The organism is Actinoplanes sp. NPDC019969 (assembly GCF_055562375.1).
Genome location: NZ_JBVHFK010000025.1, coordinates 50459 through 70774 on the forward strand (window position 1 = coordinate 50459; position 20316 = coordinate 70774).

At 71.8% G+C, this 20316-nt stretch carries 22 protein-coding genes and 1 pseudogene; 17 read left to right on the plus strand and 6 right to left on the minus strand.

Annotated elements, in window-relative coordinates:
* Window positions 1-117: 117 nt before the first annotated feature.
* The 3 genes from ACZ3II_RS41900 to ACZ3II_RS41910 form a co-directional block, all read right to left on the minus strand.
* Window positions 118-1734: a diguanylate cyclase gene (locus ACZ3II_RS41900; RefSeq protein WP_465526160.1), complete on the minus strand. Its 1617-nt coding sequence runs from the start codon at window positions 1732-1734 to the stop codon at window positions 118-120.
* A gap of 72 nt (window positions 1735-1806) precedes the next feature.
* Window positions 1807-2676, minus strand: a complete 870-nt coding sequence (locus ACZ3II_RS41905) for a hypothetical protein (protein WP_465526162.1) — start codon at window positions 2674-2676, stop codon at window positions 1807-1809.
* A gap of 98 nt (window positions 2677-2774) precedes the next feature.
* Window positions 2775-3539 carry an enoyl-CoA hydratase-related protein gene (locus ACZ3II_RS41910; RefSeq protein ID WP_465526164.1) on the minus strand — a complete coding sequence of 255 codons (765 nt, stop codon included), beginning with the start codon at window positions 3537-3539 and terminating at the stop codon, window positions 2775-2777.
* Between the two features lie 31 nt (window positions 3540-3570).
* Between ACZ3II_RS41910 and hemW the strand changes: the two genes are divergently transcribed.
* From hemW to ACZ3II_RS41970, 12 genes and pseudogenes are all read left to right on the plus strand, one after another.
* The gene (hemW, locus tag ACZ3II_RS41915; protein ID WP_465526166.1) at window positions 3571-4770 is read left to right on the plus strand and encodes a radical SAM family heme chaperone HemW; all 1200 of its coding nucleotides are present in this window, start codon (window positions 3571-3573) and stop codon (window positions 4768-4770) included.
* A 117-nt stretch (window positions 4771-4887) separates the two neighbouring features.
* Entirely contained in the window at window positions 4888-5910 is a 1023-nt protein-coding gene (hrcA, locus tag ACZ3II_RS41920; RefSeq protein ID WP_465526168.1) for a heat-inducible transcriptional repressor HrcA, read from the plus strand.
* A gap of 34 nt (window positions 5911-5944) precedes the next feature.
* Window positions 5945-7081, plus strand: a complete 1137-nt coding sequence (gene dnaJ / locus ACZ3II_RS41925) for a molecular chaperone DnaJ (RefSeq protein WP_465526170.1) — start codon at window positions 5945-5947, stop codon at window positions 7079-7081.
* Window positions 7082-7168: 87 nt separating this feature from the next.
* Window positions 7169-7903, plus strand: coding sequence for a 16S rRNA (uracil(1498)-N(3))-methyltransferase (locus ACZ3II_RS41930; protein WP_465526172.1), 735 nt, complete (start codon window positions 7169-7171; stop codon window positions 7901-7903).
* Between the two features lie 93 nt (window positions 7904-7996).
* Window positions 7997-8344 (plus strand): HIT domain-containing protein, encoded by a 348-nt coding sequence (locus tag ACZ3II_RS41935; protein WP_465526174.1) that lies wholly within the window; start codon window positions 7997-7999, stop codon window positions 8342-8344.
* Window positions 8341-9720: a serine hydrolase domain-containing protein gene (locus tag ACZ3II_RS41940; protein ID WP_465526176.1), complete on the plus strand. Its 1380-nt coding sequence runs from the start codon at window positions 8341-8343 to the stop codon at window positions 9718-9720. The genes ACZ3II_RS41935 and ACZ3II_RS41940 overlap by 4 nt, the downstream gene beginning before the upstream one ends.
* Window positions 9721-9851: 131 nt before the next feature.
* Window positions 9852-10931, plus strand: coding sequence for a PhoH family protein (locus ACZ3II_RS41945; RefSeq protein ID WP_465526178.1), 1080 nt, complete (start codon window positions 9852-9854; stop codon window positions 10929-10931).
* Between the two features lie 24 nt (window positions 10932-10955).
* Window positions 10956-11426, plus strand: a complete 471-nt coding sequence (ybeY, locus tag ACZ3II_RS41950; RefSeq protein ID WP_465526180.1) for an rRNA maturation RNase YbeY — start codon at window positions 10956-10958, stop codon at window positions 11424-11426.
* A complete protein-coding gene (locus ACZ3II_RS41955; RefSeq protein WP_465526202.1) occupies window positions 11423-12775 on the plus strand; it encodes a hemolysin family protein in 1353 nt (450 codons plus the stop codon). The genes ybeY and ACZ3II_RS41955 overlap by 4 nt, the downstream gene beginning before the upstream one ends.
* Window positions 12768-13124 (plus strand): cytidine deaminase, encoded by a 357-nt coding sequence (locus ACZ3II_RS41960; protein ID WP_465526182.1) that lies wholly within the window; start codon window positions 12768-12770, stop codon window positions 13122-13124. The genes ACZ3II_RS41955 and ACZ3II_RS41960 overlap by 8 nt, the downstream gene beginning before the upstream one ends.
* A 362-nt stretch (window positions 13125-13486) precedes the next feature.
* Window positions 13487-14362: pseudogene (era, locus tag ACZ3II_RS41965) on the plus strand (GTPase Era); the annotation flags it as partial.
* Between the two features lie 82 nt (window positions 14363-14444).
* Window positions 14445-15494, plus strand: a complete 1050-nt coding sequence (locus ACZ3II_RS41970) for an acyltransferase family protein (RefSeq protein WP_465526184.1) — start codon at window positions 14445-14447, stop codon at window positions 15492-15494.
* Here the strand turns inward: ACZ3II_RS41970 and ACZ3II_RS41975 are convergent.
* Window positions 15481-16251 carry a DUF4097 family beta strand repeat-containing protein gene (locus ACZ3II_RS41975; protein WP_465526186.1) on the minus strand — a complete coding sequence of 257 codons (771 nt, stop codon included), beginning with the start codon at window positions 16249-16251 and terminating at the stop codon, window positions 15481-15483. The genes ACZ3II_RS41970 and ACZ3II_RS41975 overlap by 14 nt on opposite strands.
* Window positions 16252-16351: 100 nt before the next feature.
* On the opposite strand from ACZ3II_RS41975, the gene recO reads away from it, so the two are divergent.
* Genes recO through ACZ3II_RS41990 form a run of 3 tightly spaced genes read left to right on the plus strand, consistent with a single transcriptional unit; the run spans window position 16352 to window position 18440 of the window.
* On the plus strand, window positions 16352-17137 hold the full coding sequence (recO, locus tag ACZ3II_RS41980; protein ID WP_465526188.1) for a DNA repair protein RecO: 786 nt from the start codon (window positions 16352-16354) through the stop codon (window positions 17135-17137).
* A complete protein-coding gene (locus tag ACZ3II_RS41985; RefSeq protein WP_043526231.1) occupies window positions 17134-17916 on the plus strand; it encodes an isoprenyl transferase in 783 nt (260 codons plus the stop codon). The genes recO and ACZ3II_RS41985 overlap by 4 nt, the downstream gene beginning before the upstream one ends.
* Entirely contained in the window at window positions 17913-18440 is a 528-nt protein-coding gene (locus tag ACZ3II_RS41990) for a histidine phosphatase family protein (protein WP_465526190.1), read from the plus strand. The genes ACZ3II_RS41985 and ACZ3II_RS41990 overlap by 4 nt, the downstream gene beginning before the upstream one ends.
* Here ACZ3II_RS41990 and ACZ3II_RS41995 read toward each other — a convergent pair.
* Both ACZ3II_RS41995 and ACZ3II_RS42000 read right to left on the minus strand, forming a co-directional pair.
* Window positions 18382-19104, minus strand: coding sequence for a haloacid dehalogenase-like hydrolase (locus ACZ3II_RS41995; RefSeq protein ID WP_465526192.1), 723 nt, complete (start codon window positions 19102-19104; stop codon window positions 18382-18384). The genes ACZ3II_RS41990 and ACZ3II_RS41995 overlap by 59 nt on opposite strands.
* Complete coding sequence (locus ACZ3II_RS42000; RefSeq protein WP_465526194.1) at window positions 19101-19394, minus strand: MTH1187 family thiamine-binding protein; 294 nt, start codon at window positions 19392-19394, stop codon at window positions 19101-19103. The genes ACZ3II_RS41995 and ACZ3II_RS42000 overlap by 4 nt, the downstream gene beginning before the upstream one ends.
* A 125-nt stretch (window positions 19395-19519) precedes the next feature.
* Here ACZ3II_RS42000 and ACZ3II_RS42005 point away from each other — a divergent pair, with 125 nt between their 5' ends.
* Together ACZ3II_RS42005 and ACZ3II_RS42010 are read left to right on the plus strand one after the other, a co-directional pair.
* Window positions 19520-19732, plus strand: a complete 213-nt coding sequence (locus ACZ3II_RS42005) for a type II toxin-antitoxin system VapB family antitoxin (RefSeq protein WP_465526196.1) — start codon at window positions 19520-19522, stop codon at window positions 19730-19732.
* Window positions 19729-20187, plus strand: coding sequence for a PIN domain-containing protein (locus ACZ3II_RS42010; RefSeq protein WP_465526198.1), 459 nt, complete (start codon window positions 19729-19731; stop codon window positions 20185-20187). The genes ACZ3II_RS42005 and ACZ3II_RS42010 overlap by 4 nt, the downstream gene beginning before the upstream one ends.
* Window positions 20188-20316 lie beyond the last annotated feature (129 nt).

A 20316-nucleotide genomic window follows, 5' to 3' on the forward strand; every position in this document is an offset into this window, starting at 1 on the left:
CCCGCCCCCCCCCCCCCCCCGCGGCCCCCGCCATACCCCTTGTGGCGGCCCCCCACCGGCGGGGGCGGGGGGGTGCCCCCCCCGCCCACACCCACCCCCCCACGACCAGCCGGGTTTTCAGTAGCGGAACTTGTGGCGGGCGCTGCGGCGGTTCACCCACGCGGGCGGCTCGCCCTGGTGCTCGTGGTGCGGGGCCGGTTCGGTCACGTCGCCGCGGCTGGTGACCGCCCGGAGCGTCACGACCAGGCCCTGGACGAGCCGGTCGTCCCGCAGATCCCGGTAGACCACCTCGGCGAGCACCTGGCCGCCGTCCGGCTTGGAGAGGGCGCAGTAGACCTTGCCGTCGCCCTCGGCGAGCAGGGCACGGCGTACCGTCGCCTGGTCGTCGGGGTGAACCAGATCCTCGAAAGCCGTGAGCGGCGGCAGCTCCGCGACCCCGGCCAGCCGGCGCAGGCCCGGGCTGGCGTACCGGATCCGGTGGTCGGCGTCGAGCACTGCCATGATCTCCGCGGTGTTGCCGGTGACCGCCCGCAGGTAGAGGTCGCTGTCCCGGCGGCCGACCGCCTCCACCAGGGTGATCCGGTCGAGGGCGAGCGCGGTCGCGCCGGCCAGCACCTCGAGCGCGTCCCGGCCGGCCAGGAGCGCGGCCCGGTCGCCGGTGACGATCAGCGCGCCACCGCCGGGCCGGGCCACGGCGAGCGGTTCCAGCCGGAGCGGGCAGATCAGGGTGGGGTCCCCGCCGTCGTCGGCGGACCAGAAACTGCGGGAACCGGGCCCGGCCGCGTCCCGCCGGCAGTCGTCTGTGGCGAGGATCACGGTCCGGACGGCCGAGGGCGGCAGCAACCGGGCGACCGCGGCCCGCACCGCCGCCTCGACGGCGGGCGGGTCGGAGGCCGAGACCAGCGCGGTGTTCGCGGACCGCAGCGCGCGTTCCCGGGCCAGGGCCTGACTGTGCTGGTGGATGGCGTCGGCGAGCCGGGTGATGGTGAGCACCAGGGTGATCGTTCCGGTGACGGCGATCACCAATCCGTTGCGCACCGTCCCGGTGAGCGCCTCGACGATCAGCACGAACGGCGGGGTGGCGGCGGAGGCGGCGAGCAGGGCGGTGTCCCGGAACCGCCACGGCGACATCCGGGGCGGGCGCGGCTCGGTGAGCCGGGCCATCGACGGGTGCAGCGCCGACGCGCCCCAGGCCACGTACAGCACCACGAACGCGGACTCGGCCACCTCGCTTCCGCCGGTCAGCGGATAGAACACGTCCCCGGCGAGCATCGCGGCGCCGCCGGTGACCAGCAGGATCGCGGCGGGATTACGCGGGTCGGCGGTGAGCAGGCGCACCGCCACGGCGATCAGCAGCAGGTCGCCGATCACGTCGGCGGGCGACACCGTCGCGAACCGGCCGGCCGGGCTGACCACGAACACCCAGACCACCAGCATGGCGGCGCAGGCGAACGCCACCAGGTCGATCAGGCGGGCCCGGTCGACGAGCAGCGCCCCGCCCCGGGTGAACTGCAGCAGGCTCAGCGCGACCAGGGCGAACATCGCCAGGTAGGCGGTGTCGGCGAGGGCGGTGCGGTGGAACTCGAAGAGGACGTCGCCGGCCGACAGGGCCGCGAGCGAGCCGGCCAGCAGAAGCCACGGGGCGCGGCGGGCCGGGCGGTGGCGGCGTACACCGAGGAGGATCGCGCCGGCGCTTCCCACCCCCAGCAGGAGCCACACGGTCGCCGTCAGCACGCCCTACTTAGTACCAGGGTGGTTGCGCAGTGTCCATGTCGATATATACGCAGCGCAACCTGGAGGGGGAGATCACCGGAACACCTCGGCCACGACCTGTGCCTGGTTGCCGCCTCTGCCGTCGGCCACCGGCTGCCATTTCCCCTCGGGGGCACGCCATTCCAGGTCACCGAAACGTACCCGTTCGAGACCGGTGGCGGAGGCGTGCGAGACCAGCCAGTGCGCGAACCGCCAGCCGGTGTTCGGGTTGGCCACGTCGAGGGTCAGCCCGGCCACCGCCTCGGCGCTGTGCGCCTGGGCGGACAGTTTCTTGCCCCAGTCGAGCCGCAGGCTGGCCAGCAGAGCGGTGGCCGCCTCCGCGCCGCGGACCGTCGGATCGTCCGGCACGACGCACTCGACAGCGCCGGTGGCCCGGCCGGTCAGGGCGGCGGCCAGCACCTTCGACTCGTCGGCCCACTTCTCGTAGGCCTCGGGGTAGGCCGAGCGCTGCACCTTCTGCGCGGCGTCGGTGACCCGCATCTTCTCCCAGCCCTTGACCTTCTTGAGGGCCACGTAGAACTTGTCGGCGGCGTACCTCGGGTCGCTGATCTGCTCGATCGTGCCCCAGCCCTGGCTGGGGCGTTGCTGGAAGAGGCCGACCGAGTCGCGGTCGCCGCTGTCCAGGTTCTCCAGCTTGGACTCCTGGAACGCGGTGGCCAGCGCGACCACGACGGCCCGCTCGGGCATGTTGCGCCGGACGCCGACCGCGGCGATGGTCGCCGCGTTGGCCATCTGGGCGGTGTCCAGGGTGACCTTGCCGTCGGCGTTGACCGTGCACTCCGGGCCGAGCCGGGGCAGTGTGATGCTGTCGGCCACGTTGTTGACCAGAACGGCCACACCGGCCACGGCGATGAGGGCCAGCAGGGCGACCACGCCCAGGACCGGTTTCGCTCGCACCCCCACCTCCTGTCGATTCGGACGCCAAGCCTAGACAACGAGCGCTCGCGGCCGGGCGTCACCGCTGCGCGGGCACCCGACCGAGATGATCTTCCGTGGGACGGTCACCGGACCCAGCGTGGATCCCGCTTCTCCCGGGCCGCGGCGACACCCTCCCGGCCTTCGGCCGACTTGAAGTATCCGGACGAACGGTGGGCGAGATCGGCCAGGTCGGCCCGGATCGATTCGTTGCGCGTACGCCGCAGCAGTTGTTTCGTCCCGGCGAGCGCGAGCGGGCCACCCCGCAGCAGCGACGCGCAGTAGCCGGACACCGCGGCGTCCAGGTCCTCCTCCGCGACGGCCGCGGTGACCAGGCCGATCTCGGCGGCCCGGGGCCCGTCGAAGACGTCACCGGTGAGGTAGAGCTCGGCGGCGGCCCGGGGCGCCAGCCGGGGCAGCACGGTGGCGCTGATCACAGCGGGGATCACGCCGAGCCGTACCTCGGTGAAGGCGAAGGTGGCCGACCGGGCGCAGACCGCGATGTCGGCCGCGCCGATCAGGCCGAGACCACCGGCCCGGGCCGGGCCGCCGATCCGGGCGATCACCGGTTTCGGGAACTCCCAGAGCACGGCCAGGACGTCGGCGAGCATCTCCGCGGGCAGCCGGTCGCCGGGCCCGGCCGCGGCGGTCTCCCGCAGGTCGACGCCGGAGCAGAAGACCGGGCCGGTGTGCGAGAGGACCACGACCCGGCTGTCCGGGTCGGCGGCGGACGCGGCCAGCGCGTCGAGCAGCTTCGTGAGCAGGGCGGTCGACAGCGCGTTGCGGTTGCCGGGGTTGTCGAGTGTCATCGTGGTCACGCCGGCGGCGGTGACGGTACGGACCAGATCCATCCCGGAACTGTAAGACGTGCACACTTGTCGGATGGCCGGCGCACTCCCCGATGGTGAACCCGTACCCGCTGACGGGTCCCTCCCCGACGAGGCCACCCGTCGGGTGGGCAAGGACGGGTTCGCCGTCTACGTCCACGTCCCGTTCTGCGCGAGCCGCTGCGGCTACTGCGACTTCAACACGTACACCGCCGGTGAGCTGGGCGGCGGCGCGAGCCGCGAGGAGTACGCGGACACCGTCCTGGCCGAGCTCGCCCTGGCCGCCCGGGTGATCGAGCCCGGCCGGGTGGACACGGTCTTCGTCGGCGGCGGCACGCCGACCCTGCTCAGCGCCGGCGACCTGGGCCGGATCCTGGAGGGCGTCGACCGGACCTGGGGCCTGGCCCCGGGCGCCGAGGTGACCACCGAGGCCAACCCGGAATCGGTTGATCCGCACTATCTGCGAGACCTGCGGCGGGCCGGCTTCACCCGGATCTCGCTCGGCATGCAGTCGGCGGCGGCCGGCGTGCTGCGCGTCCTCGACCGCAAGCACACCGCCGGCCGGGCGCCGCAGGCCGCGACCGAGGCCCGCGAGGCCGGGTTCGAGCACGTCAACCTGGACCTGATCTACGGCACGCCGGGGGAGTCGGAGGACGACTTCGCGCGGTCCCTGCGGGCCGTCGTCGACGCCGGGGTGGATCACGTGAGCGCCTACGCGCTGATCGTCGAGGACGGCACCCGGATGGCGTCGCTGATGCGGCGGGGCGAGCTGCCCTACCCCTCGGACGACGTGGCCGCCGACCGCTACCTGGCCGCCGAGGCGGCGCTGACCGACGCCGGATTCGGGTGGTACGAGGTGTCGAACTGGGCGAAACCGGGCGGGGAGTGCCGGCACAACCTGCTGTACTGGACCGGCGCCGACTGGTGGGGCCTGGGGCCGGGCGCGCACAGCCACGTCGGCGGGGTCCGCTGGTGGAACGTCAAGCATCCGTCGGCGTACGCGAAACGCCTCGCCGCCGGAACCTCCCCCGGACACGCCCGGGAGTTGCTCACCGATGACGACCGGCACATGGAGGACGTGATGCTGCGGGTGCGGCTGCGTGACGGCATCCCGCTCGACCGGGTGGACGCCACGGGCGCCGCGCGGGCGCTGGCCGACGGCCTGTTGGAGCCCGAGGCGTACGCGGCGGGCCGTCTCGCCCTGACCCTCCGGGGCCGTCTCCTGGCCGACGCGGTCGTCCGGGACGTCCTGTGAGGGGATCCCGGCAGCCGTAATCCGAAGCCGGTACGTACTTTCGATCATCGCGCTGCCGCCGCCCGCGACGTAGACTGGCACTCTATTAGCGGGAGTGCCAACAGGGGGAGGGGTCATATGAGTCTGGATGACCGCAAGCTCGAGGTGCTCCGGGCGATCGTCGAGGACTACGTCGAGACCCAGGAGCCGGTGGGCAGCAAGGCTCTGGTCGACCGGCACAAACTCGGCGTCTCCCCGGCCACCGTGCGCAACGACATGGCGGTGCTGGAGGAGGAGGGCTACATCCGGCAGCCGCACACCAGCGCCGGCCGGGTGCCCACCGACGCCGGCTACCGGCTCTTCGTCGACCGGCTCACCAAGATCAAGCCGCTCAGCCCGGCCGAGCGCCGTGCCATCGAGCGGTTCATGATCGGCGCCGTCGACCTCGACGACGTGGTGCACCGCACGGTCCGGCTGCTCGCCCAGCTGACCCGCCAGGTCGCCGTCGTGCAATATCCGAGCCTGTCCCGCTCGGCCGTCCGGCATCTCGAGCTGGTCCCGATCTCCACGACCCGCCTGATGCTCGTGATGATCACCGACACCGGCCGGGTCGAGCAGCGCCTGGTCGAGATGCCCGGCCCGATCGGCGACGGCGACGTGTGGGACCTGCGCCGCCGGGTCAACGAGAAACTGGCCGGTCAGCGCCTCGCCGACACCCCCGCCCTGGTGCAGAAACTCGTCGAGGAGACCGATCCGGAGCGGCGCGGCACGATGACCTGTCTCGCCTCGGTCCTGCTGGAGACCCTGGTCGAGCGGAGTGAGGAGCGCCTCGCGCTCGCCGGTACGGCCAACTTGACACGCGGCGGTGTGCTGGACTTCCAGGGCACACTGCGGCCCGTCCTCGAAGCCCTCGAGGAGGAGGTCATCCTTCTGAAGCTCATCGGCGATCTGGAGCCCCGCACCACCCGGGTCCTGATCGGCGACGAGAACCAGATCGACAACCTGCGGTCGGCGTCCGTGGTGAGCAGCGGTTACGGACCGGGCACCACGATCGTTGGTGGGCTCGGTGTGCTGGGCCCCACCCGGATGGACTACCCCGGCACTATCGCTACCGTTCGTGCAGTGGCACGCTACGTTGGCGACCTGTTGGCACAGAATTGACGGATTCGCGCAGACATTGAGGACTCCAAACCCCGTGGCCAAGGACTATTACGGAATTCTCGGTGTGAGCCGGGACGCCACCGACGACGAGATCAAGCGCGCCTACCGCAAACTGGCTCGGCAGTACCACCCGGACGTCAACCCCGATCCGGAGGCGCACGACAAGTTCAAAGAGATCAACGCGGCGTACGAGGTTCTCTCCGACGACCAGAAGCGTCAGGTCGTCGACCTCGGCGGTGACCCTCTCGCGCCCGGCGGCGGCATGCCCGGCGGCGCCGGCGGGGCCGGCCCGTTCGTCGGTTTCCAGGACATCATGGACGCGTTCTTCGGCACCGCCGCCGGCGGTGGCTCCCGGGGCCCGCGCCCGCGCACCCGCCCCGGCGCCGACGCGATCCTGCGGCTGGAGCTCGACCTGGTCGAGACGGCCTTCGGGGTGGAGGCGCCGATCACCGTCGACACCGCGGTGCTCTGCACCCAGTGCTCCGGCGCCGGCACCGCGCCCGGCACCCACCTGGCCACCTGTGACGTGTGCTCCGGCCGCGGCGAGGTCCAGTCGGTGCAGCGGACCTTCCTCGGCCAGGTCGTCTCGTCCCGCCCCTGCCAGAACTGCCAGGGTCACGGCACGACCATCCCCACCCCGTGCCCGACGTGCGCGGGCGACGGCCGGATCCGGACCCGCCGCTCCCTCACCGTCAAGATCCCGGCGGGCGTCGAGGACGGCATGCGGATCCGCCTGGCCCAGCAGGGCGAGGTCGGTCCCGGCGGCGGCACCGCCGGCGACCTCTACGTGGAGATCCACGAGCGCCCGCACGACGTCTACTCGCGCAAGGGCGACGACCTGCACTGCCGCGTCACGCTGCCGATGACCGCGGCCGCGCTCGGCACCCGGATGACCATCAAGACCCTCGACGGCGAGGAGAACATCGAGGTCAAGCCGGGCACCCAGCCGGCCAGCACGCTGCGGATCCGTGGCAAGGGCGTGCCGCACCTGCGCGGTCAGGGCCGCGGCGAGCTGTTCGTGCACCTCGACGTCAAGACGCCGACCAAGCTCACCGCCGACCAGGAGCGGATGCTCCGCGACTTCGCCAAGACCCGTGGCGAGGACGTGGCGGAGCTCAGCAAGCAGGGCGGCTTCTTCAGCCGCATGCGCGACGCTTTCAACGGCCACTAACGGTCGCCGTCCGGGTTCCGCGTGGCGTCCCCGCGCGGTCCCGGACACCCCTGCTCGGGTACGCCGTGAGCCCGGTACCGTGCGGGCATGTCCGCACCACTGTTCCTGGTCGAGAGCCTGCCCACCGGATCGTCCTTCACGCTGGACGGGCCGGAGGGACATCACGCCGCCACCGTGCAGCGGCTCCGGGCCGGTGAGTCGCTGATCCTCGCCGACGGCCGGGGCGGGACCGCGCGCGCCGAGGTGACCGCCGTCGGCCGGGGCAGTGTCGACGTCACGGTGCTCAGCGTCGCCGGGGAGCCCGCCCCGGACCCCCGGCTGACCGTGGTGCAGGGCATCGCCAAGGGCGACCGGGGTGAGCTGGCCGTCCAGGCGATGACCGAGGCCGGCGTCGACGAGATCGTGCCGTGGGCGGCTTCCCGGTCGGTGGCGCAGTGGCGTGGCGACCGCGGGTTCAAAGCACGGGACAAGTGGGCGGCGACCGCCCGGGAGGCCGCCAAGCAGGCCCGCCGATCCTGGCTGCCGGTGGTCGCCGGCGAACCGGACTGCTCCACGAGACAGGTCGCGGCCCGGCTGGCGGCCGCGACGGCGGCGTTCGTGCTGCACGAGGAGGCGACCGAGCGGCTGACCACGGCAGTCCTGCCGGACTCCGGTGAGATCGTGCTCGTGGTCGGCCCGGAAGGTGGGATCAGTGACGCCGAGCTGGACGTCTTCCGTACGGCGGGCGCCGTCCCGGTCCGCCTGGGTGACGCGGTGCTGCGTACCTCGACGGCGGGTGTGGCCGCTCTCGCCGTCCTCTCCACCCGCCTCGGCCGCTGGTAACCCCGGCCGGTTCTGAGGGCTGTCTCGACACCCGGGAGACAGCCCTGAGAGCCAGCCGGTGAAGATCGAACCCGGGCCCATAAGATCCATCGGGTGGAAAACACCTGCCTGTTCTGTCGCATCGTGGCCGGCGAGATCCCCGCGACCGTCGTGCACCGCACCGAGACGACAGTCGCGTTCCGGGACATCGACCCCAAGGCGCCCAGCCACGTCCTGGTGATCCCGGTCACCCACCACGCCAATGTGATCGAGCTCGCCACCGACCCGTCAGCGGCCGCCGACGTGCTCGCCACCGCCGCGAAGGTGGCCGAGCTGGAGGGCCTGACCGACGGTTTCCGGGTCATCTTCAACACCGGCGCGCACGGCGGCCAGGAGGTCTTCCACGTGCACGCGCACGTCGTCGGCGGCGCCCCGCTGGGCCCGATGCTGGCCCGTCGGTGAGCGCGCCCACCCCGCGCTACGAGCGGGCCGCCCGCCGGGCCCAGGCCGCCGGCCGGATCCCGGCCCTCTCGGTGGCGCTGCACCGCGCCGACCGGGAGCCGTGGGTCCTCACCGTCGGTGACTCCGGGAACCCGGCGCACCCGCTCGGGCCGGACAGCCGGTTCCGGATCGGCTCGGTCACCAAGACGTTCACCGCGACGCTGATCATGCAGGCCCGCGACGAGGGGCTGCTGGACCTGGACCAGCCGGTCTCGGCGTACCTGGACGTGCCCGCGCACGGCGACGCCACCATCCGGCGGCTGCTCTCGCACACCGCCGGGTTCCAGCGGGAGCCGTACGGCGACGTCTGGGACACCCTGATCACCCCGGATGCCGGCCGCCTGATCGCCGAGCTGGCCCGGACCGAGCGGGTGCTGCCCAACGCCCGCCGTTTCCACTACTCCAACCTCGGCCTCGCCGTCCTCGGCCAGCTGGTCGCCCGGCTGCGCGGCGGCACCTGGGCGGAGGTCCTCACCGAACGGATCCTGACCCCGCTGGGCCTGTCCCGCACCACCGTCGCGGCCCCGGCGGAGGCGGTCGTCGGCTACCTGGTCGACGCGTACTCCGACGCGGTCCGCCCGGAGCCGCCAGTCGATCTGGCCGGGGTCGCGCCGGCCGCGCAGCTGTGGAGCACCGCCACGGACATGGCCCGCTGGGCGGCCTTCCTGGCGGCGCCGGAGACCATCGACCCGGACGGCGGGGTGCTGGCGGCGGCGACCGTCGACGAGATGCGCTGGCCGCTGACCACCACCGACGAGACGCTGTGGGCGGCCGGGTTCGGTCTCGGGCTGATCCTGGTCCCGGAGGGCAAGCGGGTCGTGCACGTCGGCCACGACGGGGCGATGCCGGGCTTCCTGGCCGGGGTGTACGGGCGGCGCGGCGGGGACGGCAACCCGGGCGCGCTGGGCTGTGCGGTGCTCGGTTCGTCCGGCACCGCGGGGGAGACCAACGAGCTGGTGCACGAGCTGCTGCGGCTGGCCGTCGAGCTGGATCCGGCGGAGATCACCCCGTGGCGGCCGGCGCCGCCCGCGCCGGCGTCCTACCGGTCGATCCTGGGCCGGTGGTGGAGCGAGGGCACCGAGTTCGTCTTCGCCTGGCACGACGGGCGGCTGCAGGCGCGGGTGGCGGACGCGCCGGCCGGGCGGCCGCCGGCGGTCTTCGCGCCGGGGGCGGAGCCGGACGTGCTGCGGACCGTCTCCGGGCGGGAGGCCGGCGAGTTGCTGCGGCTCACCCGCGACGACGGCGGGGCGGTGGTCCGGATGCACTGGGCGACCTATCGGTTCACCCGGATGCAGGAGGGCTTCGACGGTGGCCGGGCCTCCGACGGCCCCGGTTAGCCGCACCGGCTGATAATGGCATCGGCGGGCGGGCGGGCGAGCGGATAGGATGGCACGATCCTTGAGCGAGCCGCCCGACACGGACGGCGATGAAGAAGAGAGCAGGTGGCGGAGGCCCTTCGGGCCACCCTATGACCGGTACGCCGAACGAATCCAGCACTGGCTCGACCAGCCCGGTGCGGGCGCAGACCAAGATCTCGGTGAACGATCCGAAGATCATGGTGAACCTGCTCGGCGCCAAGGACGAGATCCTCCGGCTCATCGAGCGCAACCTCGACAGTGACGTGCACGTCCGCGGCAACGAGATCACCATCACCGGCGATCCCGGCGAGAACGCGATCGCCGAGCGCCTCTTCTCCGAGTTGATCGAACTCATCGAGAAGGGCGAGACGCTCAGCGTCGACGCCGTCCGCCGCACTCTCCGGATGCTCGAGGAGAACACCTCGGAGCGCCCGGCGGAGGTGCTCACCCTCAACATCCTGTCCCGGCGCGGGCGCACCATCCGGCCCAAGACCCTGGGGCAGAAGAAGTACGTCGACGCGATCGACCAGAACACCATCGTCTTCGGCATCGGCCCCGCCGGCACCGGAAAGACGTATCTGGCGATGGCCAAGGCCGTGCAGGCGCTGCAGGCCAAGCAGATCAACCGGATCATCCTGACCCGGCCGGCGGTCGAGGCGGGGGAGCGGCTCGGGTTTTTGCCCGGCTCGCTCACCGAGAAGATCGACCCCTATCTGCGGCCGCTCTACGACGCGCTGCACGACATGCTCGACCCCGAGACGATCCCGCGCCTGATGGCGGCGGGCACGATCGAGGTCGCGCCACTGGCCTACATGCGCGGCCGTACCCTGAACGACGCGTTCATCATTCTGGACGAGGCGCAGAACACCACGCCCGAGCAGATGAAGATGTTCCTGACCCGGCTCGGGTTCGGGGCGAAGATCGTGGTGACCGGTGACGTCACCCAGGTCGACCTGCCCGGCGGGACGACCAGTGGGCTCAAGATCGTGCGGGAGATCCTGCGCGATGTCGAGGACGTGCACTTCGCGGAGCTGTCCAGCTCCGACGTGGTGCGGCACCGGCTGGTCGCCGAGATCGTCGACGCGTACGCGCGTTTCGACGCCGTGCAGGAGCAACAGGCAGCACAATCCGTCCACGCCGTGCCGGGCCGGGCCGCCAGCGGTGGCCGGGCGCAGGGCCGCCGGCGCTGATTCGCAAGGGGTAATCGCAGCACTATGTCCATCGAGATCGCCAACGAGTCGGGAGTCGAGGTCGACACCGACGCGATCCTCGCGGTTGCCCGGCACGCCCTGGACGAGATGGGGGTCAACCCGCTCGCGGAGCTGTCGATCCTGCTCGTCGACATCGACTACATGGCCGAGCTGAACCATCGCTGGATGGGCAGCGACGGGCCGACCGACGTGCTCGCGTTCCCGATGGACGAGGGCAGCGTCGACCACGGCCCCGGCGAGTCGGGCGCGGGCGAGCCGGCGCTGCTGGGCGACATCGTGCTCTCGCCGGAGGTGGCCGCCAAGCAGGCCACCGTGGCCGGGCACACCGCCGCCGACGAGCTGCACCTGCTCACCGTGCACGGGGCGCTGCACCTGCTCGGCTACGACCATGCCGAGCCGGACGAGGAGCGGGAGATGTTCGCTCTGCAGAACAAGCTTCTGCAGAGCTGGCGTGCCGGGCGTAAAGCCGGCTGATCGTGGACCCCGCCTCGGCCGGCCTGCCGGACCTGCAGCTGATCATCTTCGCTGTCCTGCTGGTGCTGCTCGCCGGCCTGGCCTCGATGACCGACGCCGCGCTGGCGACCGTCTCCCAGGCCCGGGCCGCCGAGCTGGAGCGGGAGGGGCAGCGGGGCGCCGGCGCGCTGGCGGCGGTCGCCTCCGACGTGGTCCGCTACGTCAACCTGCTCCTGCTGCTGCGACTGCTCTGCGAGCTGACCGCGACCACGCTGGTGGCGCTGGTGGCGGTGGACACCTGGGGGGTCGGCTGGCCGGCCGCGCTGGTGTCGGCCGGCACGATGACGCTGGTCAGCTTCGTGGTGGTGGGTGTGGCGCCGCGGACGCTGGGCCGCCAGCACGCCTACGCGGTGGGCCGGGCGACCGCCCCGCTGGTGCGCTGGCTCGGCAAGGTGCTCAACCCGCTCGCGAAACTGCTGATCCTGATCGGTAACGCGGTCACCCCCGGCAAGGGGTTCCCGGAGGGGCCGTTCGGCAGCCAGGTGGAGCTGCGGGAGCTGGTCGACCTGGCCGAGCAGCGCGGTGTGGTGGAGCACGGCGAGCGCGAGATGATCCACTCGGTGTTCACGCTGGGGGACACCATCGCCCGCGAGGTGATGGTCCCGCGGACCGAGATGGTGTGGATCGAGGGGCCGAAGACGCTGCAGCAGGCGCTCTTCCTGTTCCTGCGGTCCGGTTTCTCGCGGATCCCGGTGATCGGCGAGAGCGTCGACGACGTGCTGGGCGTGCTCTACCTGAAGGACGTGATCCGGCGGACGCAGAACGGCGACCCGGACGCCACCTCGCAGCCGGTGGCCGAGGCGATGCGCCCGGCGAACTTCGTGCCGGAGTCGAAACCGGTCGACGACCTGCTGTCGGAGATGCAGGCGGCCCGCAACCACCTGGTGATCGTCGTCGACGAGTACGGTGGCACCGCCGGCCTGGTCACGATCGAGGACATCCTGGAGGAGATCGTCGGGGAGATCACCGACGAGTACGACGTGGAGCGCCCGCCGATCGACCACCTGGACGACGGCAGCGTGCGGGTGACCGCCCGCCTGCCGATCGAGGACCTGGGCGCCGTCTTCGGCGTCGAGCTGCCCGCCGACGAGGTGGAGACGGTCGGCGGCCTGCTGGCCCAGACGCTGGGCCGGGTGCCGATCCCGGGCGCCAAGGCCGAGGTGGAGGGCCTGCACCTGACCGCCGAGGGCACCACCGGCCGCCGCAACCGGATCGACTCGGTGCTGGTGCGCCGGGTCCGGCCGGAGCCCGCGGCCGAACAAGACGAGAACGTTGCCGAGAACGAGGAAAGACAACCCGCCGATGCCTGATCTGACCCCTGCCGTTGACGAGCTGAGCGCCGAGGACACCAAGCTGGTGACCCTCGCGCGCCACTCCCGTACCCGGGTGGGCGCGGCCGAGGGCGCGGCGGTCCGTGACCAGGACGGCCGCACCTACGCGGCCGCCACGGTCCGGCTCCCGCACCTCTCCCTGACCGCGTTGCAGCTGGCCGTGGCGCAGGCCGCCGCGTCCGGGGCGACCCGGATCGAGGCGGCCGCGGTGGTGACCGCGGCCGGCACGCTGGAGGACGACGGGTTCGCCGCGGTGCGTGACCTGGCCGCCGGCGCGCCGATCCACGTGGCCGGCCCGGACGGCTCGCTCGCCGGCACGGTCGCCTGATGGCCGCCGAGGAGAACCAGGAGAAGCGTCTCACCCCGGGCGAGCGCAACGAGCAGCGGCGGCAGGAGCGGCGGGCGGCGAAGCGCACGGCCGACGACAGCGCGGCGCAGGGCGGGCGCAGGACCGGCGGGGCGCGTGGCGGGTCCGCCGTCGGCCGGTCCAAGAGCTTCCCGGGTACGCGTAAGGCCGCGCCCGGCCGTGGTGGCAGCGCTCCGGCGGACCCTACGGGTAAGGCGGGAAGTGCCGCGGGCTCCCCGGAGCGGGGTGGCCCGGCGAAGGACGGCGACGTCCGTACCCCCAACGCTTTTCCTCGCAAGAAGCACCGGCACAAAGCCGCACGTGTCGAGAAACCCCAGGACGACGTCTACCGTGCCGGTTTCGCCTGTTTCGTCGGCCGGCCGAATGCCGGCAAATCGACCCTGACCAACGCCATCGTCGGCCAGAAGATCGCGATCACCTCGAACAAGCCGCAGACCACCCGGCACGTGATCCGCGGCATCCTGCACCGGCCGGACGCGCAGCTCGTGCTGGTCGACACGCCCGGCCTGCACCGTCCGCGGACACTGCTCGGCGAGCGGCTGAACGACCTGGTCCGTGAGGTGTGGAGCGAGGTTGACGTGATCGGCGTGTGCTTCCCGGCGGACGAGCCGATCGGGCGCGGCGACCGGTTCATCTCCTCGGAGGTCAGCGAGCTGAAGGCCAAGGTCATCGCGGTGGTGACCAAGGTCGACCTGGTCTCGCCGGAGGTGCTGGCCCAGCGGCTGCTCGCCGTCTCCGAGCTGTACGATTTCGCCGAGATCGTCCCGGTGAGCGCGGTCTCCGGGCATCAGGTGGAGCAACTGACCGACGTGATGGTCCGGCACATGCCGGAGTCGCCGCAGCTGTACCCGGACGACGTGCTGACCGACGAGCCGGAGCAGGTGCTGATCGCGGAGCTGATCCGGGAGGCGGCGCTGGAGGGCGTGCGCGACGAGCTGCCGCACTCGATCGCGGTGATGGTCGAGGAGATGCTGGTCGAGGGCAACCTGACCCGGATCTTCGCGGACCTCTATGTGGAACGCGACAGCCAGAAGTCGATTGTGATCGGCAGCCGCGGGGCAAGGCTCAAGGAGGTCGGTTCACGGGCGCGCGCGGAGATCGAGCAGTTGATCGGCCGCCGGGTCTATCTGGATCTCCACGTTCGAGTGGCCAAGGAATGGCAGCGCGACCCGAAACAGTTGCGTAAGCTCGGTTTTTAATCCAAACATGGACATTCTCCAACTATGGTGTTCTTCACCATAGTTTGCACAGGCGGCTTGTCCTTGGGTAACACCTTGGGCTATGCGAAATCGGTACCTGGACCTGCTGCGCGCCGTAGCGACCGTCCGGGTGGTGGTCTACCACGTCACCGGGTGGACCACCCTGACCGTCGTCTTCCCGGCGATGTCGGTGATGTTCGCGCTGGCGGGGTCGCTGATGGCGGCCTCGCTCGACCGCTTCGGGATGTGGGCGGTGGAACGCCGGATCCGCCGCCTGCTGCCCTCGCTCTGGGTGCTCGCCCTGATCGCGGTGCCGGCCATGCTGATCACCGGCACCTCCGTCGCCAACGCGAGGCTGCTGCTCTGGGGCTTCCCGATCGACACCCCGGAGGCGACCGGCTGGTGGGTCCAGGCGCTCGGCCACACCTGGTACCTGCGTGACTTCCTGTGGATGGTGCTGCTGTCGCCGCTGGTGCTGCCGGTGTACCGGCGGTTCCCCCTCGCCACGGTGGTCACGCCGTACCTCGCCCTGGTGGTCGTCACCCTGACCGGGGTGACCGTGCCGCCGGTGGTGGAGGGGCTGGCCCTGTACGGCGGGGCGTGGCTGCTCGGGTTCGCCCACCACGACGGCCACCTGGACCGGGTCGGCCGCGCCCGGCTGCTCGGCCTCGCCGCGGCGCTCGCCGTTCCCGCCGTCGCGTGGGTGGTCACCCACCCCAGCCCGCGCGGTTACGACCTCAACGACATCCCGCTCGGCAACGCCCTCTGGTCGGCCGCGTTCATCCTGGTCGTCCTCGGCTGCCTGCGGCCTGTCGTCCCCGGCCACCGGGTGCTCACCGTGCTGAACGCCCGGGCGCTCACCATCTACCTCTGGCACGTGCCCGCGGTCATCGCCGTGACCCAGTGGGGCGAACGGCACGGCTGGCGCATCGACGGCCTCGCCGGGGTGAGCTGGCGGCTCGCGGCGGTCCTGGTGCTGCTCGGCGCGATGGTCGCGCTGTTCGGCTGGGTGGAGGACCTGGCCGCCGGGCGGCGCCCCGCGCTGCTGCCGGGACGGCCGCTCCCCGTGCCGGTCTCCCCGGCTCCGGCCGGCACCGGCAGCCGCCTGCCCGCCGCCGTCAGCCCGCGGTGACCCGGACGTCCCCGCTGGACGCCCGCAGGGTCAGCGCGTTCGGTGACGACGGGTCGTCGGTGATCCCGATGATCTCCGCGTCCTCGCTCCGGCCGTGGGTGTCCGCGCGCAGCTTGTAGGAGCCCGGCGGCACCAGCACGTCGATGTCGCCGCTGCTCGCCGTCGCGGTCACCGAGGTCACCTCGGCGATCTTCAGGTCGATGTCGCCCGCGGCGGTATGCGCGGTGACCGGGCCCTTCGCGCTCAGCACGCTGATGTCGCCGCTGCGGGCCTCCAGCACTGTCTCCGCGCCGCCGATCACGTTCACGTCGCCGTCGGTCGTGCGCACCTTCACCGGGCCGGTGGCGTCCTCCACCATCACGTCGCCCGAGGTCAGCCGCAGATCGACGGCGCCGGTCCGGGAGAGCGAGACGTCACCGGAGGTCAGCTCGCCCCGGACGGTCACGGCGGCCGGGGTGATCACCTGGTACGACAGGTGGCAGTCGTGGCCGCAGTCGGTGCCGAGCGTGAGCACACTGCCGGCCCGCTGGTAGGAGGAGCCGGGGTCGGAGCCGCCGTTGACGATCCGCTGGATCGTCGTCTTCGTCGCCGCGCTGTCGGTGGTGATCATCACGTCGCCGCGGCCACCGGCCAGCACGACCTCGGTGATCTTCTCGGTCTCGGTGTCCTCGAAGGTCATCCGCGCGCCTGCCACGCCGTCACAGCCGGCCAGGGCGCCCACGGAGACGGCGGCGAGGAGGAACGCAACCTTCTTCATGCCCCTGACGCTATTTCCGGGTGGCAACCCGGCGCCATCGGTCCCGTCCCCGAGACGACCCTGAGATCCGGGTCAGGGTCTGTCGTAGGGACCGGGCAGAATGGCGGGTGTGACCGCCGGATACCGCCGCCAGCTCTACCGCGACGACGCGGTGGTCCTGCGTGTGCAGAAACTCGGTGAGAGCGACCGGATCGTCACCCTGCTGACCCGCCGCCACGGCCGCCTCCGGGCCGTCGCCCGCGGGGTCCGCCGCACCTCGTCCCGGTTCGGCGCCCGGCTCGAGCCGTTCGGACACATCGATCTGCAGCTCGCCGGCTCCCCCGAGGGGCTGGGCAGCCCGCTGCACTCGGTCAGCCAGGTCGAGGCCGTCTCGCTCTACGGCAAGAGCTTCCTCACCGACTATCCCCGCTACACCGCGGCCAGCGCCATCTGCGAGACCGCCGAGCGGCTCACCCCGGTCGAGCGGGAGCCCGCGCTGCGGCTCTTCCAGCTCACCCTGGGCGCGCTCAAGGCCCTCGCCGCCGGCGAGCACTCCGGCGGCCTGGTGCTCGACGCCTACCTGCTGCGGGCGATGGGTTTCGCCGGCTGGGCGCCCGCCGTCGCCGAGTGCGCCGTCTGCGGCACACCCGGCCAGCACGCGGCGTTCTCGGTGCCGGCCGGCGGCGCCGTCTGCCCGGACTGCCGGCCGCCCGGCGCCGCCCACCCCAGCCCGGCCACTCTCGGCCTGATGTCCGCCCTCACCACCGGCGACTGGGCCGTCGCGGATCACACCGAGCCCTCGGTGCGCCGCGAATGCAGCGGCCTGGTCGCCGCCCACCTGCAATGGCACATGGAGCGGGCACTGCGTTCGCTCCCGCTTGTCGATCGACGGGAGTTGAACTCGTGAGCCCGCGCCCGCCCACCCCCCACATCTCCGGTGCCCGGCCACCCCAGCTGCCCTCGGCGGCCCTGCCCAAGCACGTCGCGGTCGTCATGGACGGCAACGGCCGCTGGGCCAAGGAGCGTGGCCTGTCCCGGACCAAGGGGCACGAGCAGGGGGAGCACTCGCTCTTCGACACCATCGAGGGCGCCATCGAGATCGGCATCCCGTACCTCTCGGCCTACGCCTTCTCCACCGAGAACTGGAAGCGCTCGCCGGAGGAGGTGCGCTTCCTGATGGGCTTCAACCGGGACGTCATCCGCCGCCGCCGGGACCAGCTCGTCGACCTCGGGGTGCGGGTGGTCTGGTCCGGGCGGGCCGGCCGGCTGTGGAAGAGCGTCATCTCCGAGCTGCAGACCGCCGAGGAGATGAGCAGGCACAACAGCAAGCTCACCCTGCAGTTCTGTGTCAACTACGGCGGCCAGGCGGAGATCGCCGACGCGGCCGCGGCCATCGCCCGGGACGTGGCGGCCGGCAAGCTCAAGGCCGACAAGATCACCGAGAAGACCATCGCGAAATACCTGTACCACCCGGAGATCCCCGAGGTGGACATGTTCCTGCGGCCCTCCGGCGAGCAGCGCACGTCCAACTTCCTGCTCTGGCAGTCGGCGTACGCCGAGATGGTCTACCTGGACACCCTCTGGCCCGACTTCGACCGTCGCCACCTGTGGTACGCGTGCGAGCTCTACGCCCAGCGCGACCGCCGGTTCGGGGGTGCGCTGCCCAACCCGGTGAGCCCGACGTGAGCGCCGTCCGGCACCTGTGGATCGCCCGGCACGCCGAGGCGGTCCCGGACCAGTCCGGCCTGACCGCCGCCGGGGAACGCCAGGCCGCCCTGCTCGGGCAGCGGCTGGCCGGGGTGGCGCTCGCGGCGGTCCACCACAGCCCGCTGGTGCGGGCCGTGCGGACCGCCGCGCTGGTGTCGGCGCAACTGCCCGGGGTGCCGGTGGCGGCCGCCGGCGAACTCGACGACCGGGTCCCCACCGACGAGCCCGCGGCCTCGGCCGCGATGATCGCCCGGTTCACCGGCACGGCTCCGGCGGAGACGCACGAGCTGGTGATCACGCACGCCTTTCAGGTCGGCTGGTTCGTGCGGGACGCCCTCGGGGCGCCGGACGACCGGTGGAAGTCTCTGCTGCCGGCCAACACCGGGCTGACCCTGATCCGTTACGTCCCGGGCCGGGATCCGCAGCTGATCATGTACAACGACCTCACGCACCTGCCGCCGGAACTTCGGTGGACCGGGATGCCGCCGGACTTGCGCCCGTAAGGGCCCGCACCGCGGCCGCCAGGTCGCTCAGGTCCGGCAGCACCACGTGCGCGCCCGCCGCGGCCAGGTCCTCGGCCGCGGTGGCGCCGGTCGCCACCGCGATCGCCACGGCGTCGTTGGCCAGGGCGGCGGTCACGTCGTGCGCCGTGTCACCGATCACCACCGGCAGGAACCGCTCCCCGTACTTCGCCTCGGCCCGCTCCAGGCTCCGGCGCACCAGGGTCGCCCGGACGCTGTCGTCGGTGCCGTAACCACCCACCTCGGCGTCGAACGCGCCGTCCAGGCCGAACGCCGCCACCTTCGCCGCGGCCACCTGCGGGACGTTGCCGGTCACCAGGGTCTGCACCACGCCCGGGTCCGCGCCGAGCCGGGCCAGCACCTCACGGACGCCCGGCATCAGCGCGCCCTGCACCGCGAACTCGTGCCGGTTCTCGTGCACCACCTCGACGTACCGGGCGAAGAATCGCTCGTGGGTGCAGTCGGTCACCCCGTGCGCGGCGAACACCTCGGTGCAGATGTCGGTGTCGGTGCGCCCGCCGAAGACCGGGGTGTCCCGCCAGGGGACCCCGGTGACCTCGGTGAACGCGGTCTTCCAGGCGCTGGACGCGACCCTGCCGCCGCGCAGCAGGGTGTAGTCGATGTCCCACATCACCAGGCGTCTCACTCGGCGAGCACCCGCTCGATGTACTCCACCTTGGCGGTGATCGCGCCGGTGACGCCGGGGCGGATGTCGGCTTTCAGGGACAGGCTGACCCTGGGGGAGACGTTCGCGACGGCGTCGACGGCCTGCTTGACGACGGCCATCACCTCGTCCCATTCGCCCTCGATGGTGGTGAACATGGCGTCGGTCCGGTTCGGCAGACCGGACGCGCGAACGACCCGGACGGCTTCGGCGACGGCGTCCCCGACGGCGTCCCCGATCCCGATCGGCGTGACTGAGAAGGCAACCAGCATGCCCCCATCCTCCCAGGCCTTCCCCCTTGAGTCGATCAATGCAAGCGACTAGTCTAGGTTCCAAGCAAGTAGTGATACGACTAGAAGCCTATGCTGGAAAGGTTGGTGATCGGATGGGGGCGCTGATGAGCGAGAGCAGCATCGTCGACCTCGATGAGGGCCAGTTCGCCGATGCGGCCGAATTGCTGGGGACATCCGGGTGGAGTGAAACCGTCAACGCCGCATTGCGTGAGATCGGCCGGATCCGCCGCCGACAGGAGGCGCTCGCGGCTCTGGTGGCGATGGCGGAGCGGGGCGACTTCGACGAGTTGCTCGACAAGCGGAACTATCGTCGGTGACTGCCAGATACCTCGTGGACACGAGCGCGTTCGTGCGACTTTCGCTGCGGCCCGAGTTTCGGGCGGCATGGGCCGATGAACTGGATGCCGGCCTGGTGGCGGTGTGTCCGGTGACCGAGCTGGAAATCTTCTACTCCGCGAGATCCATCGCGCATCGTCAGGAGATCCCATCCGATCTGCAGGGGCTGTATGCCTGGGCGCCGATTCCCGATCGGGCCTTCGACAGGGCGGCGGCTGTGCAACTGAAGTTGACGCACCTCGGTATGCAACGTTCAGCCGGTCCTGTCGATCTGATTGTCGCGGCCACGGCGGAGCATCATCGGATGACCGTCCTGCATTGCGATAGGGACTTCGTCAGCGTGGCGAGGGTGACGGGCCAAGCCACCCGCCGGGTGGCTGGGTCACGTCCGCTGGCGTGGTGTAAGAGGCGGCCAGCGCTGATCCGTGTGTGTTGATCTTATGCGGCGATTGCTGTCGTTTCGACGATTACGGTGTCGTGTCTTTCGGCATTGACGCTGGTCAGACATGCTTTGCCGAGAATCTCTAGGCCCATGTAGCGGCGGCCCTCGACCCATTCGTCGGTC